The following is a 14,331-nucleotide window of genomic DNA, read 5'->3' on the forward strand; positions in this document are numbered from 1 at the left end:
TGAGCATCGCTTACTTGAGCCTGTAGGCGGCAAGCTCGATCTTCGCCGCCGCGGCGAGTACCATGCCGGCATCGCCGAGGCTCTGGCCCTTGGGCGAGACGCCGGGCAGGGCCGCTGCGATCTCGTCGAGCGCGGCAAGTGCCTTCTTGCCGAACGTCTTCTCACTGTCGTCGGATTCGGCCGCCATGTGGTCGGCCATCGCGCGGCCGACCTGAACGAAGCCCCAGGCATCCTGGTATTCGAACAGCTCCGTCACCGCGCCACCGGCGACGCCTTCATGGTATTGCTCGGCCGCCGTCCGGACGAGCGTCAGGAGCGCCTGCGCCTCGCCCGCGGTGCCGGCATGGGCCGCGCCGCGCGCCTCCTCGACCTTCGTCATCACCGCGGCAAAAGCGGCTTCGACGTCGTCCGATTCCGCGCTGCCCTCAACCGCCGTGGCGAGCGCGGTCAGCTCGTCGGCGAAGCCCGCGATCCCGGCATCTTCGAGATGTGCGGCGAGATCGGCATAGATCTCGTCCTGAGGATGCTACATGTGGCGCGCGGCCTGATCGGCGAATCCGGCCTGATAGAGCGCGACACCGGCGCGCAGATGGCCCTCGACGAGGCCGAGATCGGTGAGGATTTCCACCGCCATGCCAGTCTCGTCGGCGTGGCCGGATTCACCGCCCTGGCTCTGGGCGAGCCAGAGCTTCTCCGGCCCCGTGGTGTCGACGCCCTGCGTGCCAGCCGCTTGCGCGGCGCTGGCCAAGGCGAGCCCGAGCGCGGCGCCTGCCGTCAGTGCCGGCCATTTGCGGGGCGCGACGCGGCGCGGGGAATGGGAAGAATCGACCATGTTCGTCTCCAGTTGCTCCGTCATTCGCGCCGGGATTGGCGGCCTTGGCGCGGCTCGGCCAAGAGTATTCCGACTGTTGTTGTCGGAATAGTTCTCCGAATCTTTGGAGCAGCCGGTTCAGGCTTCCTCGACGTTCAACCAAACCCCGCCATCTGGCCGCAGCGTCAGGATCAGAACCGGTTTCGGGTCGCGCCCCGGAACCGGAGCAAAGCGGAACCGGGCAAGGAGCGTTGCCAGAATGATCACCGCCTCCTGCAGCGCGAACGAGGCGCCGATGCAGATCCGCGGCCCGCCGCCGAAGGGCAGATACGCGAAGCGGTCGATCGCCTTCGGATCGGCGAAGCGGTCGGGGTCGAAGCGGTGCGGATCGGGCCAGAGCGCGTGGTTGCGGTGGAGAGCGTAGATCGGCAGCATCACCGTGTCGCCGGGCCGGATCTCGCGGCCGCAAAGCGTGTCATGGGCGCGCGCGGTGCGGGACAGGAAGGCCGCCGGCGGATAGAGCCTGAGTGCCTCGTCGACGATCTGGCGGCAGTAGGGCAAGGCGGCGAGGTCCGCCACCGTCGCGGCGCGATTGCCGAGCGCGGCCTTCGCCTCGGCCCGCGCGCGGTCCTGCACGGCCAGGTCGAAGGCGCAGAGATAGAGCGCCCAGGCGAGCGTCAGCGCCGTCGTCTCGTGGCCGGCGACGATGAACGTCAGGAGGTTGTCGCGCAGCTCCGCCGTGTTCATCTTGCGGCCGGTCTCGGGATCGGCGCCGTCGAGGAGAAGGTCGAGAAGATCGGGCACATCATGCGCGCCTTCCGCGCGCCGCTCGTCGATCACACGGTCGGCCATCGCCTTCATCTCACGCATCGCCGGGGCGGAGAAGAGCCGCGAGGGCCGCGGCACCCACATCGGTGCGCCGATCACGTCGAGGAGCGTGATCCGTGCCGCCGAGGCGATATAGGCGTCGAAGGCGGCATGGATCGCGTTGCGGTCGAAGGCCCGGCCGCCCGAGAGCGTGACATCGGTGATGACCTCGAAGGTCGCCGCGATCGTCTCGGTGAAGAGGTTGGCCGCGCGCCCCGCCTGCGCCGCGACTCGCGCCGCCGAGCGTTCGGCGGCAGCGGTCATCACCGGGGCCAGCGCCTGGACATGCCGTGCCGAGAAGGCCGGCGCGGCGGCGCGGCGCTGCCAGAGCCAGTGCGCGCCCTCGGCGATGAACAGGCTCTCGCCGATCGCCGGGCCGAGGATCAGCTTGGTCACGTCGGATTTCGGGTAATCCTCCACCGCGTCCTTGAGGATCCGCCGGTTGGCGCCAGGATCCATCACCATGTGCCAGCGCTTGACCGTGCGGCCCGAGACCATCGGCTGCCGGGTCGCGATCTCGGGGATCAGTTCGAGGAGGTTGCGCTGGCCGGTCTTCATGCTCGCCCAGACCCCGAGCGGCCGCGTCGCGAGCGGCACCTGCACCGGTATCCCTTCGGTCTGCGCCACCTGATCCATCGCGCTCCTCCCGTTGCCAATATAGACCACACCGGCGCCGCGCCAAGCGCGGCGGATTGCCCACGCGGGCCGGCTCGGATAAGGCAGGAGCAGATGCCAGAGGAGAATACCCCGCCCATGCGCCGTTTCTTTGCCGCCCTTTCGGTCCTCCTCCTCACCGCCTGCGCGGCCGAGGATCTGAGCCGGCCGCCGGAACCGCTCGGCGATTTCGCGGTCGGGTATACGATCGTCGTGGCCAAGAACGCCCAGTCCGTGGGGCCGTCGCGCCAGGCCACGGCCAGGGAATGGGAACATGTGCTGAAGACGGCGCTCGACAAGCATTTCGGCCGCTACGACGGCGACAAGCTCTACCATATCGGCGTCACGGTCGACGCCTATGCGCTGGCGATTCCGGGCGTGCCGGTGGTGCTCAACCCGAAATCGGTGCTCGCGATCAACGTCAACGTCTGGGACGACACCGCCGGTCGCAAGATCAACGCCGAGCCGGAGCAGCTGACCGTGTTCCAGAGCCTCTCGGGCGAGACCGTGATCGGCTCCGGCCTGACCCAGAACCGGAAGGAGCAGATGGAGGATCTCGCGGCCAACGCGGCCGACGACATCAATGACTGGCTCCTGCGGAACAAGGCCTGGTTCACGCCCGAGGCGGTGGCCGCACGCGCCGCGCTCGCCGCAGCCGAGGGCACCGCGCCGAAGCCCCCCGCGACGACCAACTGACGCTTGATTTTTCCAACTCCAGCCGATACGCAGCCGGCGATGTTGACACGGGGTCCCGACCGGGCCCCCCCAGATCATGAGGCGCCCGCGATATGGCAAAGGCAAAATTCGAACGGACGAAACCGCACGTGAACATCGGGACCATCGGTCACGTTGACCACGGCAAGACGACGCTGACGGCGGCGATCACGAAGTATTTCGGCGACTTCAAGGCCTATGACCAGATCGACGCGGCGCCGGAAGAGAAGGCGCGCGGGATCACGATCTCGACCGCGCACGTGGAATACGAGAGCCCGACGCGCCACTACGCGCACGTCGACTGCCCGGGCCACGCCGACTACGTCAAGAACATGATCACGGGTGCGGCGCAGATGGACGGCGCGATCCTCGTGGTGAACGCGGCCGACGGCCCGATGCCGCAGACCCGCGAGCACATCCTGCTCGGCCGCCAGGTCGGCATCCCCTACATGGTCGTCTACCTCAACAAGGTCGACCAGGTGGATGACGAGGAGCTCCTGGAGCTGGTCGAGATGGAAGTGCGCGAGCTTCTGTCGTCCTACGACTACCCGGGCGACGACATTCCGATCATCAAGGGTTCGGCTCTGGCCGCGCTCGAGGGCCGCGACGCCGAGATCGGCGAGAACTCGATCCGCGCGCTGATCGACGCCGTCGACAGCTACATCCCGACGCCCGAGCGCGCGGTTGACCAGCCGTTCCTGATGCCGATCGAGGACGTGTTCTCGATCTCGGGCCGCGGCACCGTGGTCACCGGCCGGGTCGAGCGCGGCGTGATCAACGTCGGCGACGAAGTCGAGATCGTCGGCATCCGCGACACCAAGAAGTCGGTCTGCACCGGCGTCGAGATGTTCCGCAAGCTGCTTGACCGTGGTGAGGCGGGCGACAACATCGGCGCGCTGCTGCGCGGCATCGACCGTGACGGCGTCGAGCGTGGCCAGGTTCTCTGCAAGCCGGGTTCGGTGAAGCCGCACACCCACTTCGAGGCCGAGGCCTACATCCTGACGAAGGAAGAAGGCGGCCGCCACACGCCGTTCTTCGCCAACTACCGTCCGCAGTTCTACTTCCGCACGACGGACGTGACCGGGACGGTGAAGCTGCCGGAAGGCACCGAGATGGTGATGCCGGGCGACAACCTGAAGTTCGAGGTCGAGCTGATCGCCCCGATCGCGATGGAAGAGAAGCTCCGCTTCGCCATCCGCGAGGGCGGCCGCACCGTCGGCGCCGGCGTCGTCTCGAAAATCATCAAGTAAGACCCTGGTTCGACGCAGGCCGGGCATGAGGCCCGGTCTGCCTCTCAATCAGTAGCCCCCGCAAGAGGCAAGACAATGACTGGTCAAAACATCCGCATCAGGCTCAAGGCCTTCGATTACCGCGTGCTGGACGCCAGCACGCAGGAAATCGTCAACACGGCCAAGCGCACCGGTGCCCAGGTCCGCGGTCCGATTCCGCTGCCGAACAAGATCGAGAAGTTCACGGTTCTCCGTGGTCCGCACATCGACAAGAAGTCGCGCGACCAGTGGGAAATCCGGACGCACAAGCGTCTTCTCGACATCGTCGATCCGACCCCGCAGACCGTGGACGCGCTGATGAAGCTCGACCTCGCCGCCGGCGTCGACGTCGAAATCAAGGTCTGAGGAGGGCACCGACCATGTTGCGCTCTGGAGTGATCGCAAAGAAGCTGGGCATGACCCGGCTCTTCCTCGAGGACGGCCGCCAGGTTCCGGTCACCGTTCTCCAGCTTGACAACCTGCAGGTCGTGGCGCAGCGCACGGCCGAGAAGGATGGCTATTCGGCCGTCCAGCTCGGTGCCGGCACCGCCAAGGCCAAGCGCACCACGGCCGCGATGCGGGGCCACTTCGCCAAGGCGAAGGTGGAACCGAAGCGCAAGGTCGCGGAGTTCCGGGTGTCGCCGGAAAACCTGATCGAAGTGGGCGAGGAAATCACCGCCGACCACTATTTCGAGGGTCAGTTCGTCGACATCGCCGGCACCTCGATCGGTAAGGGCTTCGCCGGTGCGATGAAGCGTCACAACTTCGGCGGTCTGCGCGCCTCGCACGGCGTGTCGATCTCGCACCGTTCGCATGGCTCCACCGGCCAGTGCCAGGACCCCGGCAAGGTGTTCAAGGGCAAGAAGATGGCCGGCCATCTCGGCGCCGTCCGCGTGACCACGCAGAACCTGCAGGTCGTGCGCACCGACAGCGACCGCGGCCTGATCATGGTCAAGGGCTCGGTTCCGGGCTCGAAAGGTGGCTGGGTCACGATCAAGGACGCGGTGAAGAAGCCGCTGCCCGAGAACGTCATCCTGCCCGCCGCGCTGCGCTCCGCCGCCGACGCCGCCCGCAAGGCCGCTGAAGAGGCCGCTGCCGCCGCCGCCGCCGAGGAAGAAGCCGCGCGTCTCGCCGCTGCCGAAGCCGAAGCCGCCGCACAGGAAGCCGCGCTGAAGGCCGCCGAAGAGGCGATCAAGGCCGAGAAGGCTGCCGGCGAAGGCGAGCAGTCCGGCGATGCCGCGCCCGAAGGAGAGAAAGAATGAAACTCGATGTGATCAAGCTCGACGCCGGCAAGGCTGGCTCGATCGATCTCTCCGACGAGATCTTCGGGCTCGAGCCGCGCGCCGACATCCTGCACCGCGTCGTGCGCTGGCAGCGCGCGAAAGCGCAGCAGGGCACCCACTCGGTCCTCGGCAAGTCGGACGTGTCGTACTCGACCAAGAAGATCTACCGCCAGAAGGGCACCGGCGGCGCTCGCCACGGGTCCCGCAAGGCGCCGACCTTCCGTCACGGCGGCACCTACAAGGGCCCGACCCCGCGCAGCCACGCCCATGACCTCCCGAAGAAGTTCCGGGCGCTCGGTCTGAAGCACGCGCTGTCGGCGAAGGCCGGGGCTGGCCAGCTCATCATCCTCGACTCGCTCGACATGAAGGAAGCCAAGACCGCGGCCCTCGCCAAGGCGGCGAAGGAACTCGGCTGGAAGCGCGTCCTGATCATCGACGGCGCCGAGGTGGATGCGAACTTCGCCCGCGCCGCCGCGAACATCCAGGGCATTGATGTGCTGCCCTCGATGGGCGCCAATGTCTATGACATCCTCAAGCGTGACACGCTCGTGCTCACGAAGGCGGGTGTCGAAGCTCTGGAGGCTCGCCTGAAATGAGCGCGAAAGCTGAACACTACGACGTGATCGTGAAGCCCCTGATCACCGAAAAGGCGACCATGGCCTCCGAGGCCGGAGCGGTCGTCTTCCAGGTGGCCAAGGATGCGACCAAGCCGCAGATCAAGGAAGCGGTCGAGGCGGTCTTCGGCGTGAAGGTGAAGGCGGTCAACACCACCGTCACCAAGGGCAAGACCAAGCGCTTCCGCGGCCAGCCCGGCGTGCGGAGCGACGTGAAGAAGGCCTATGTGACCCTCGAAGAGGGGAACACTATCGACGTCTCTTCGGGGCTCTGATAGAAGGCGCCGAATCTCGCGGCCCCGGGTTCCGGGGCCGCTCGATTTTCTAAACCGGGGACCTTCGGGGCCCTACACCCAACGGACCGACAGGTCCAAAGCTACGGAAGACAGAGAGCATGGCACTCAAGTCGTATAAACCGACGACGCCGGGCCAGCGTGGGCTGGTTCTGATCGACCGTTCGGAGCTTTGGAAAGGTCGCCCGGTCAAGGCCCTCACCGAGGGTCTGACCAAGACGGGCGGCCGGAACAACACCGGACGTGTCACCTCATGGCACAAGGGCGGCGGGGCGAAGCGCCTCTACCGCATCGTTGATTTCAAGCGTCGCAAGTTCGACGTCCCGGCGACCGTGGAACGGATCGAATACGACCCGAACCGCACCGCCTTCATCGCGCTGGTTCGCTACCAGGACGGCGAGCAGGCCTACATCCTCGCCCCCCAGCGCCTCGGCGTGGGCGACCAGGTCATCGCCGGCGCCAAGACCGACGTGAAGCCCGGCAACGCGATGCCCTTCTCCGGCATGCCGATCGGCACGATCGTTCACAACGTCGAGATGAAGCCCGGCAAGGGCGGTCAGATCGCGCGCGCCGCGGGCACCTATGCCCAGTTCGTCGGCCGTGACGGCGGCTACGCCCAGATCCGCCTCTCCTCGGGCGAGCTGCGCATGGTCCGCCAGGAATGCATGGCGACCGTCGGCGCGGTGTCGAACGCCGACCACTCGAACCAGAACCTCGGGAAAGCCGGCCGCAAGCGGCACATGGGCATCCGCCCGACCGTCCGCGGCGTCGCGATGAACCCGATCGACCACCCGCACGGCGGCGGCGAAGGCCGGACCTCCGGTGGCCGTCACCCGGTTACCCCGTGGGGCAAGGGCACCAAGGGCAACCGCACCCGGTCGAACAAGAAGACGGACAAGTACATCGTCCGGTCGCGCCACACGAAGAAAGGGCGTTAATCCATGTCTCGTTCTATCTGGAAGGGCCCCTTCGTCGATTCCTACCTTCTGAAGAAGGCGGAAAAGGCGCAAGCCTCGGGCAAATCGGAAGTGATCAAGATCTGGTCGCGCCGCTCCACCATCCTGCCGCAGTTCGTCGGCCTCACGTTCGGGGTCTACAACGGTCACAAGCACATCCCGGTCAACGTGACTGAGGAGATGATCGGCCAGAAGTTCGGTGAATACTCGCCGACGCGGACCTACTACGGTCACGCCGCCGACAAGAAAGCCAAGAGGAAGTAAGCCATGAGCAAGGAAAAGAATCCGCGCCGCGTGGCCGACAACGAAGCGATGGCCAAGTCCAAGATGCTTCGCACCTCGCCGCAGAAGCTGAACCTCGTCGCCGCGATGATCCGCGGCAAGAAGGTCGAGAAGGCGCTCGCCGACCTGACCTTCTCCAAGAAGCGGATCGCCGAGGACGTGCGCAAGTGCCTGCAGTCGGCAATCGCGAACGCCGAGAACAACCACGGGCTCGACGTCGACGGTCTCGTCGTCGCCGAAGCCTATGTCGGCAAGAACATCACCCTCAAGCGCGGCCGCCCGCGTGCCCGGGGTCGGTTCGGCAAGATCATGAAACCGTTCAGCGAGCTGACCATCAAGGTGCGGCAAGTCGAGGAGCAAGCGTAATGGGTCAGAAGGTCAATCCGATTGGCATGCGCCTCCAGGTCAACCGCACCTGGGACAGCCGCTGGTACGCCGACAAGAAAGACTACGGCAACCTGCTTCTTGAAGACCTCAAGATGCGCGACTTCATCCATGCGGAGTGCAAGCAGGCCGGCGTCTCGAAGGTCATCATCGAACGTCCGCACAAGAAGTGCCGCGTCACGATCCATACCGCCCGTCCCGGTGTCATCATCGGCAAGAAGGGCGCGGACATCGAGACGCTGCGCAAGAAGCTGGCGAACTTCACCGACAGCGAGCTGCACCTCAACATCGTCGAGGTCCGCAAGCCGGAACTGGACGCCATGCTGGTGGCCGAGTCGATCGCCCAGCAGCTCGAGCGCCGGGTCTCGTTCCGCCGCGCGATGAAGCGTGGCGTGCAGAACTCGATGCGCATGGGCGCGCTCGGGATCCGAGTGAACGTCGCCGGTCGTCTCGGCGGCGCCGAGATCGCCCGGACCGAATGGTACCGCGAGGGTCGCGTTCCGCTGCACACGCTGCGCGCCGACATCGACTATGCTCTGGCCGAAGCGACGACCCCCTACGGGATCATCGGCGTGAAGGTCTGGATCTTCAAAGGCGAGATCATGGAGCATGACCCCCAGGCCCACGACCGCAAGGCGGGAGAGGCCCAGGAAGGCCCGGCTCCGCGCGGCCCGCGCCGCGACGCCCGGTAAGGAGTAGAAAAGATGCTGCAACCGAAACGGACAAAGTTCCGCAAACAGCACAAGGGCCGGATCCACGGCGAAGCCAAGGGCGGTTTTGAACTGAACTTCGGCGGCTTCGGCCTCAAGGCAACCGAGCCCGAGCGCATCACCGCGCGGCAGATCGAAGCGGCCCGCCGCGCGATCACCCGCCACATGAAGCGTCAGGGCCGGGTCTGGATCCGCGTCTTCCCGGACACCCCGGTGTCGTCGAAGCCGACGGAAGTCCGGATGGGTAAGGGCAAGGGCTCCGTCGATTTCTGGGCGGCCAAGGTCAAGCCGGGCCGGATCATGTTCGAGATCGACGGCGTGAACGAGACCATCGCCCGCGAGGCGCTCCGCCTCGGCTCGATGAAGCTCCCGGTCAAGACTCGCGTCGTCGTGCGCGAAGACTGGTAAAGCCGACCGAATGAAACGAACAAAGCGCGCCGCGAGGCGCGCTTTTTTTTAACCGAACAATGGGAATATTCTCCTATGGATTGTGGTGGGCGGGTGTTGGGTGTTAGAAGGGTTGAGTTTCAGGCATTCGTAATGACGCACACTATCAAAGCTTCTCGGTCGCTTCGGAAAGCCCATATCTGGTGCGTGGCTACGGTTCTTGTCATGTCGTTCGCTGAGCAAGCGTGTGCTGAAAAAGCAAACGTGCCGTTGCTTACAACGGAAGAAGTTCGGTCGGACTTTGAAGAACATGCTAAAACCTGGGTGTCGATCCCCGAAGTTGCACTAAACGCGATAGTGGCGGCGGAAGATCCCGAATTCTTTTCAAAGCCCGCTCAGAACTCAACGATCACGATCCAGCTCGGGAAGCGCTATATCGTTGTTGTCATGCGGTCGCTTCTGTTCAGGATCACCGCGTTTCACAATGCCACGATCATGGCTCGCGAACTGACGCATTCCGAAATCTTGAATTGGTACGCTCAAGAAGTCTGGCTGGGCAATTTCTGTTTTGGTTTTCCCTCGGCTGGCAAGGCGTATTTCGGCAAGGACGTAGGCGATTTGGATGTTCAGGACTACGCCTTGCTGGCCGCTCTCGTCCAAACTCCGATGAAATATGATCCTATTCGTGTGCCTGAAAAAGCGATGGAAAGGCGAAATCAGGTACTCAACAAGATGCAAGAGGCGGGATTCCTGACTGTATCTGAAGCCACCGATGCTGCCGATACGTCCCTGGGTATTCGCCAGCCCGCGCAAGGCTGCGAACTGAAGTGACGCACCTTCACTGTAGGCCAATCAAACTTTCCCTTGCCCTGTCCTCCCCCCTCCCTTATAGGAACGCATCCTGCGATTCCGGGCTCCCGGATTCGTGGGTCCATCATTGACTCCACCGGGCATCAGGTCACCCGCAAGGGCCTTCCGGTGATGTTGAAAGGAAGATCGGCGAAATGAACGCCCAGGAACTGAACGCGAAGACGCCCGACCAGCTCCGTGACGAGCTTGTCGCGCTCAAGAAGGAGGCCTTCAACCTCCGCTTCCAGCAGGCCACCGGCCAGCTCGAGAACACCGCCCGCATGCGCGCCGTCCGCCGCGACGTCGCCCGCATCAAGACGGTCCTGAACCAGAAAGCCGCTGAAGCGGCGGCGAACTGAGGAAACGAGACATGCCCAAACGTATCCTGCAAGGCGTCGTGACCTCGGACAAGAACGAGCAGACGATCACCGTCCTCGTCGAGCGTCGCTTCAAGCACCCGCTGCTGCACAAGACCGTGCGGAAGTCGAAGAAGTACCGCGCCCATGACGCGCAGAACCAGTTCAAGGTCGGTGACACCGTTCGCATCGAAGAGTGCGCGCCGATCTCGAAGACCAAGCGTTGGACGGTCGTGACGGAGGCCTGAGGCCTAACCCCACGTCCTCCTTCTGAACGAAACCCTGGGGGTCCGGACGACCGGAACAAACCCCAAAGGTCGGGAGAAACCAAATGATCCAGATGCAGACCAATCTGGATGTCGCTGACAACTCCGGCGCGCGCCGGGTTCAGTGCATCAAGGTCCTGGGTGGTTCCCACCGCCGCTACGCCAGCGTCGGCGACATCATCGTGGTGTCGGTCAAGGAAGCCATCCCGCGCGGCCGCGTGAAGAAAGGTGACGTCCGCAAGGCCGTCGTCGTGCGCACCGCCAAGGAAGTCCGTCGCGAAGACGGCACGTCGATCCGCTTCGACCGCAACGCCGCCGTCATCCTGAACAACCAGGGCGAACCGGTCGGCACCCGTATCTTCGGGCCGGTCGTGCGCGAGCTGCGCGCCAAGAACTTCATGAAGATCATCTCGCTGGCTCCGGAGGTGCTCTGATGGCTGCGAAACTGAAAAAAGGCGACACCGTCGTCGTCCTTGCCGGCAAGGACAAGGGCAAGCAGGGCGAAATCCAGTCCGTTGATCCCAAGGCCAACAAGGCCGTGGTCGAGGGCATCAACATCGCCATCCGCCACCAGCGCCAGACCCAGCAGAGCCAGGGCGGCCGCCAGCCGAAGGCGATGCCGGTCGATCTGTCGAACCTCGCGCTCATGGACAAGAACGGCAAAGCGACCCGCGTCGGCTTCCGCATGGAAGGCGACAAGAAGGTCCGTTTCGCCAAGACCACGGGGGACGTGATCTGATGCTCGACGCAGCCAACTACACCCCGCGCCTCAAGGCCGCCTACAAGGACAAGATCCGCGCCGCTCTGAAGGAGGAATTCTCCTACAAGAACGAGATGCAGATCCCGAAGCTTGAGAAGATCGTTCTCAACATGGGCGTCGGCGAGGCCGTGAAGGACACCAAGAAGGTCAAGCAGGCCTCCGAGGAGCTCACGCTCATCGCCGGTCAGAAGGCCGTCGTCACCAAGGCCAAGAAGTCGATCGCCGGCTTCCGCGTCCGTGAAGAGATGCCGCTCGGCACCAAGGTCACGCTGCGCGGCGACCGGATGTACGAATTCCTCGACCGCCTGATCACGATCGCGCTGCCGCGCGTCCGCGACTTCCGCGGCGTCAAGGGCTCCTCGTTCGACGGCCGCGGCAACTACGCGATGGGCCTGAAGGAACACATCGTGTTCCCCGAGATCGACTTTGACAAGGTCGACGAAGTTCTCGGCATGGACATCATCATCTGCACCACCGCGAAAACTGACGCGGAAGCGAAGGCGCTGTTGAAGCAATTCAACATGCCCTTCACCAGCTGATCGCGGAGGAACGACGATATGGCTAAGAAATCCATGGTGAACCGCGAAGTGAAGCGCGCCAAGCTGGTCGAGCAATACGCCGCCAAGCGCGCCGCACTGAAGGAAATCATCGAAGACCAGTCGAAGCCGATGGAAGAGCGCTTCAAGGCCTCGATGAAACTGGCGAAGCTGCCCCGCAACTCCTCGGCGACGCGGATCCACAACCGCTGCCAGCTGACGGGCCGTCCGCACGCCTATTACCGCAAACTCAAGCTCAGCCGCATCATGCTGCGCGATCTCGCCTCGATGGGGCAGATCCCGGGCATGGTGAAGTCGAGCTGGTAAGGAGGTCGAGATATGTCGATGAACGATCCTCTCGGCGATATGCTGACCCGCATCCGCAACGCGCAGATGCGCGGCAAGTCCACCGTCCGCACGCCGGCCTCCAAGCTCCGCGCCTGGGTGCTCGATGTGCTCAAGGACGAGGGCTATATCCGGGGTTATGAAACTGCGACGGCGGCCAATGGCCAGCCGGAGCTGGAAATCAGCCTCAAGTACTTCGAAGGCACGCCGGTGATCCGCGAGATCAAGCGCGTCTCGAAGCCGGGCCGCCGGGTCTATGCCGGCGTCAAGGAGATCCCGTCGGTCCGCCAGGGCCTGGGTGTCTCCATCGTCTCCACGCCGAAGGGCGTGATGTCGGATGCAGCCGCACGGAGCGCCAATGTCGGCGGCGAAGTGCTCTGCACCGTGTTCTAAGGAGGGTTCGATGTCTCGTATTGGCAAGAAACCCGTAACCGTTCCCGCCGGCGTCACCGCCACGGTGTCGGGTCAGCAGGTTGACATGAAGGGCCCGAAAGGCGCGCTTTCGTTCACCGCGACCGACGACGTGACGATCACGCTCGAAGGCAACGAAATCTTGGTGAAGCCGCGCGGCACCTCGAAGCGGGCGCGCCAGCAGTGGGGCATGTCGCGCTCCATGGTGGCGAACCTCGTCGAAGGCGTGACCAAGGGCTTCAAGAAGGAACTCGAGATCAACGGCGTCGGCTACCGGGCCGCGATGCAGGGCAATGTCCTGAAACTGTCGCTCGGCTACAGCCACGAGGTGAACTTCGAGGTCCCGCAGGGCGTGACCGTCACGACCCCGAAGCAGACCGAGATCGTCGTTGAGGGGATCGACCCGCAGCTCGTCGGCCAGGTCGCGGCCAATATCCGCGAATGGCGTGCTCCCGAGCCCTACAAGGGCAAGGGCATCAAGTACAAGAACGAGTTCATCTTCCGCAAGGAAGGCAAGAAGAAGTAAGGACCGGGACAATGGCAAACAGCAAACGGGAACTGTTCCTCAAGCGCCGCCTGCGCGTCCGGAACAAGCTTCGCAAGATGGCCGACGGGCGCGCGCGTCTCTCGGTTCATCGCTCCTCCAAGAACATCAGCGTCCAGCTGATCGACGACGTCAACGGCGTGACGCTCGCCTCGGCCTCCAGCCTCGAGAAGGATCTGGGTGTCGTCGGCAAGAACAACGTCGAAGCGGCGAAGAAGATCGGCGCGGCGATCGCCGAGCGGGCGAAGAAGGCCGGCGTCGAAGCCTGCTACTTCGACCGTGGCGGCTTCCTGTTCCACGGGAAGATCAAGGCGCTCGCCGACGCGGCCCGCGAAGGCGGACTGAAGTTCTGATAATGCGGGTGGCGCCTTCCGTTACGGACGCGCCACCCCGATGATCCGGGCCCCCGATCCGGTCGGGGGCACCTGGATTGGACCTAACGGCGCCATGCCGCGCCATCACGGAAGGAATGCCTTATGGCAGAGAGAGAACAGCGCCGGGATCGCCGCGAACGCGAGGAAACCCCGGAATTCGCCGATCGCCTTGTTGCGATCAACCGCGTGTCGAAGACGGTGAAGGGCGGCAAGCGCTTCGGTTTCGCAGCACTCGTGGTGGTCGGTGACCAGCGCGGCCGCGTCGGCTTCGGCAAGGGCAAGGCCAAGGAAGTGCCGGAAGCGATCCGCAAGGCGACCGAACAGGCGAAGCGTTCGCTCGTTCGCGTGCCGCTGCGCGATGGCCGCACGCTGCACCACGACATCGAGGGCCGTCACGGCGCCGGCAGGGTTGTGATGCGGACGGCTCCGGCCGGTACCGGGATCATCGCCGGCGGCCCGATGCGCGCCGTGTTCGAGATGCTCGGTGTCGCGGATGTCGTCGCCAAGTCGCTCGGCTCGCAGAACCCCTACAACATGATCCGCGCCACGATCGACGGTCTGAAGCAGGAAGCGAGCCCCCGCATGGTCGCGCAGCGTCGCGGCAAGAAGGTCGGCGACATCCTGAAGAAGCCGGAAGCCGCCGAAGCGGCCGAAGCGTAAGGAGACC

The 14,331-nt window shown here is 64.7% G+C and carries 25 protein-coding genes; 22 read left to right on the top strand and 3 right to left on the bottom strand.

Annotated elements, in window-relative coordinates; genetic code table 11:
• Positions 1 to 10 precede the first annotated feature (10 nt).
• The 3 genes from OM960_RS03105 to OM960_RS03115 form a co-directional block, all read right to left on the bottom strand.
• Positions 11 to 379 carry a 4-helix bundle domain-containing protein gene (locus OM960_RS03105; RefSeq protein ID WP_264771049.1) on the bottom strand — a complete coding sequence of 123 codons (369 nt, stop codon included), beginning with the start codon at positions 377 to 379 and terminating at the stop codon, positions 11 to 13.
• 147 nt (positions 380 to 526) lie between these two features.
• Positions 527 to 856, bottom strand: a complete 330-nt coding sequence (locus tag OM960_RS03110; RefSeq protein WP_264771050.1) for a hypothetical protein — start codon at positions 854 to 856, stop codon at positions 527 to 529.
• Positions 857 to 949: 93 nt separating this feature from the next.
• Positions 950 to 2,314: a cytochrome P450 gene (locus OM960_RS03115; protein WP_264771051.1), complete on the bottom strand. Its 1,365-nt coding sequence runs from the start codon at positions 2,312 to 2,314 to the stop codon at positions 950 to 952.
• Between the two features lie 117 nt (positions 2,315 to 2,431).
• On the opposite strand from OM960_RS03115, the gene OM960_RS03120 reads away from it, so the two are divergent.
• The 22 genes from OM960_RS03120 to rpsE all read left to right on the top strand — a co-directional run bounded on the left by OM960_RS03120 (position 2,432) and on the right by rpsE (position 14,324).
• Entirely contained in the window at positions 2,432 to 3,028 is a 597-nt protein-coding gene (locus OM960_RS03120; protein WP_263335775.1) for a hypothetical protein, read from the top strand.
• Positions 3,029 to 3,120: 92 nt separating this feature from the next.
• Positions 3,121 to 4,296, top strand: coding sequence for an elongation factor Tu (gene tuf, locus OM960_RS03125; protein WP_264771052.1), 1,176 nt, complete (start codon positions 3,121 to 3,123; stop codon positions 4,294 to 4,296).
• A 75-nt stretch (positions 4,297 to 4,371) separates the two neighbouring features.
• Positions 4,372 to 4,680, top strand: coding sequence for a 30S ribosomal protein S10 (gene rpsJ / locus OM960_RS03130; protein ID WP_036639457.1), 309 nt, complete (start codon positions 4,372 to 4,374; stop codon positions 4,678 to 4,680).
• Between the two features lie 14 nt (positions 4,681 to 4,694).
• On the top strand, positions 4,695 to 5,576 hold the full coding sequence (rplC, locus tag OM960_RS03135) for a 50S ribosomal protein L3 (RefSeq protein WP_264771053.1): 882 nt from the start codon (positions 4,695 to 4,697) through the stop codon (positions 5,574 to 5,576).
• Positions 5,573 to 6,193 (top strand): 50S ribosomal protein L4, encoded by a 621-nt coding sequence (rplD, locus tag OM960_RS03140; RefSeq protein WP_263335740.1) that lies wholly within the window; start codon positions 5,573 to 5,575, stop codon positions 6,191 to 6,193. Before rplC ends, rplD begins: the two co-directional genes overlap by 4 nt.
• Positions 6,190 to 6,486, top strand: coding sequence for a 50S ribosomal protein L23 (locus tag OM960_RS03145; protein ID WP_263335738.1), 297 nt, complete (start codon positions 6,190 to 6,192; stop codon positions 6,484 to 6,486). Before rplD ends, OM960_RS03145 begins: the two co-directional genes overlap by 4 nt.
• 119 nt (positions 6,487 to 6,605) lie before the next feature.
• On the top strand, positions 6,606 to 7,442 hold the full coding sequence (rplB, locus tag OM960_RS03150; protein WP_263335735.1) for a 50S ribosomal protein L2: 837 nt from the start codon (positions 6,606 to 6,608) through the stop codon (positions 7,440 to 7,442).
• Positions 7,443 to 7,445: 3 nt separating this feature from the next.
• A complete protein-coding gene (gene rpsS / locus OM960_RS03155; protein WP_263335730.1) occupies positions 7,446 to 7,724 on the top strand; it encodes a 30S ribosomal protein S19 in 279 nt (92 codons plus the stop codon).
• 3 nt (positions 7,725 to 7,727) lie between these two features.
• Complete coding sequence (gene rplV, locus OM960_RS03160) at positions 7,728 to 8,108, top strand: 50S ribosomal protein L22 (RefSeq protein WP_263335727.1); 381 nt, start codon at positions 7,728 to 7,730, stop codon at positions 8,106 to 8,108.
• Positions 8,108 to 8,818: a 30S ribosomal protein S3 gene (gene rpsC / locus OM960_RS03165; protein WP_263335725.1), complete on the top strand. Its 711-nt coding sequence runs from the start codon at positions 8,108 to 8,110 to the stop codon at positions 8,816 to 8,818. Before rplV ends, rpsC begins: the two co-directional genes overlap by 1 nt.
• A gap of 12 nt (positions 8,819 to 8,830) precedes the next feature.
• Positions 8,831 to 9,244, top strand: coding sequence for a 50S ribosomal protein L16 (rplP, locus tag OM960_RS03170; protein WP_263335723.1), 414 nt, complete (start codon positions 8,831 to 8,833; stop codon positions 9,242 to 9,244).
• Between the two features lie 204 nt (positions 9,245 to 9,448).
• On the top strand, positions 9,449 to 10,054 hold the full coding sequence (locus OM960_RS03175; RefSeq protein WP_264771054.1) for a biosynthetic peptidoglycan transglycosylase: 606 nt from the start codon (positions 9,449 to 9,451) through the stop codon (positions 10,052 to 10,054).
• A 173-nt stretch (positions 10,055 to 10,227) separates the two neighbouring features.
• Positions 10,228 to 10,431 (top strand): 50S ribosomal protein L29, encoded by a 204-nt coding sequence (rpmC, locus tag OM960_RS03180; RefSeq protein ID WP_263335720.1) that lies wholly within the window; start codon positions 10,228 to 10,230, stop codon positions 10,429 to 10,431.
• Between the two features lie 11 nt (positions 10,432 to 10,442).
• Complete coding sequence (gene rpsQ / locus OM960_RS03185; RefSeq protein WP_263335719.1) at positions 10,443 to 10,676, top strand: 30S ribosomal protein S17; 234 nt, start codon at positions 10,443 to 10,445, stop codon at positions 10,674 to 10,676.
• Between the two features lie 83 nt (positions 10,677 to 10,759).
• A complete protein-coding gene (gene rplN / locus OM960_RS03190) occupies positions 10,760 to 11,128 on the top strand; it encodes a 50S ribosomal protein L14 (RefSeq protein ID WP_035714274.1) in 369 nt (122 codons plus the stop codon).
• Positions 11,128 to 11,433, top strand: a complete 306-nt coding sequence (rplX, locus tag OM960_RS03195) for a 50S ribosomal protein L24 (RefSeq protein WP_263335712.1) — start codon at positions 11,128 to 11,130, stop codon at positions 11,431 to 11,433. The genes rplN and rplX overlap by 1 nt, the downstream gene beginning before the upstream one ends.
• Positions 11,433 to 11,993 carry a 50S ribosomal protein L5 gene (gene rplE, locus OM960_RS03200; protein WP_263335711.1) on the top strand — a complete coding sequence of 187 codons (561 nt, stop codon included), beginning with the start codon at positions 11,433 to 11,435 and terminating at the stop codon, positions 11,991 to 11,993. The genes rplX and rplE overlap by 1 nt, the downstream gene beginning before the upstream one ends.
• Positions 11,994 to 12,011: 18 nt before the next feature.
• Positions 12,012 to 12,317 (top strand): 30S ribosomal protein S14, encoded by a 306-nt coding sequence (rpsN, locus tag OM960_RS03205; RefSeq protein WP_263335709.1) that lies wholly within the window; start codon positions 12,012 to 12,014, stop codon positions 12,315 to 12,317.
• A gap of 12 nt (positions 12,318 to 12,329) precedes the next feature.
• The gene (rpsH, locus tag OM960_RS03210; RefSeq protein ID WP_263335707.1) at positions 12,330 to 12,728 is read left to right on the top strand and encodes a 30S ribosomal protein S8; all 399 of its coding nucleotides are present in this window, start codon (positions 12,330 to 12,332) and stop codon (positions 12,726 to 12,728) included.
• 10 nt (positions 12,729 to 12,738) lie between these two features.
• Positions 12,739 to 13,272: a 50S ribosomal protein L6 gene (rplF, locus tag OM960_RS03215; protein WP_264771055.1), complete on the top strand. Its 534-nt coding sequence runs from the start codon at positions 12,739 to 12,741 to the stop codon at positions 13,270 to 13,272.
• Between the two features lie 11 nt (positions 13,273 to 13,283).
• Complete coding sequence (gene rplR, locus OM960_RS03220) at positions 13,284 to 13,643, top strand: 50S ribosomal protein L18 (RefSeq protein WP_263335704.1); 360 nt, start codon at positions 13,284 to 13,286, stop codon at positions 13,641 to 13,643.
• Between the two features lie 123 nt (positions 13,644 to 13,766).
• The gene (gene rpsE, locus OM960_RS03225; protein ID WP_263335702.1) at positions 13,767 to 14,324 is read left to right on the top strand and encodes a 30S ribosomal protein S5; all 558 of its coding nucleotides are present in this window, start codon (positions 13,767 to 13,769) and stop codon (positions 14,322 to 14,324) included.
• Positions 14,325 to 14,331: the final 7 nt, after the last annotated feature.

Origin of the sequence: Defluviimonas salinarum (assembly GCF_026013545.1) — a bacterium.
Taxonomy (GTDB): domain Bacteria; phylum Pseudomonadota; class Alphaproteobacteria; order Rhodobacterales; family Rhodobacteraceae; genus Albidovulum; species Albidovulum salinarum.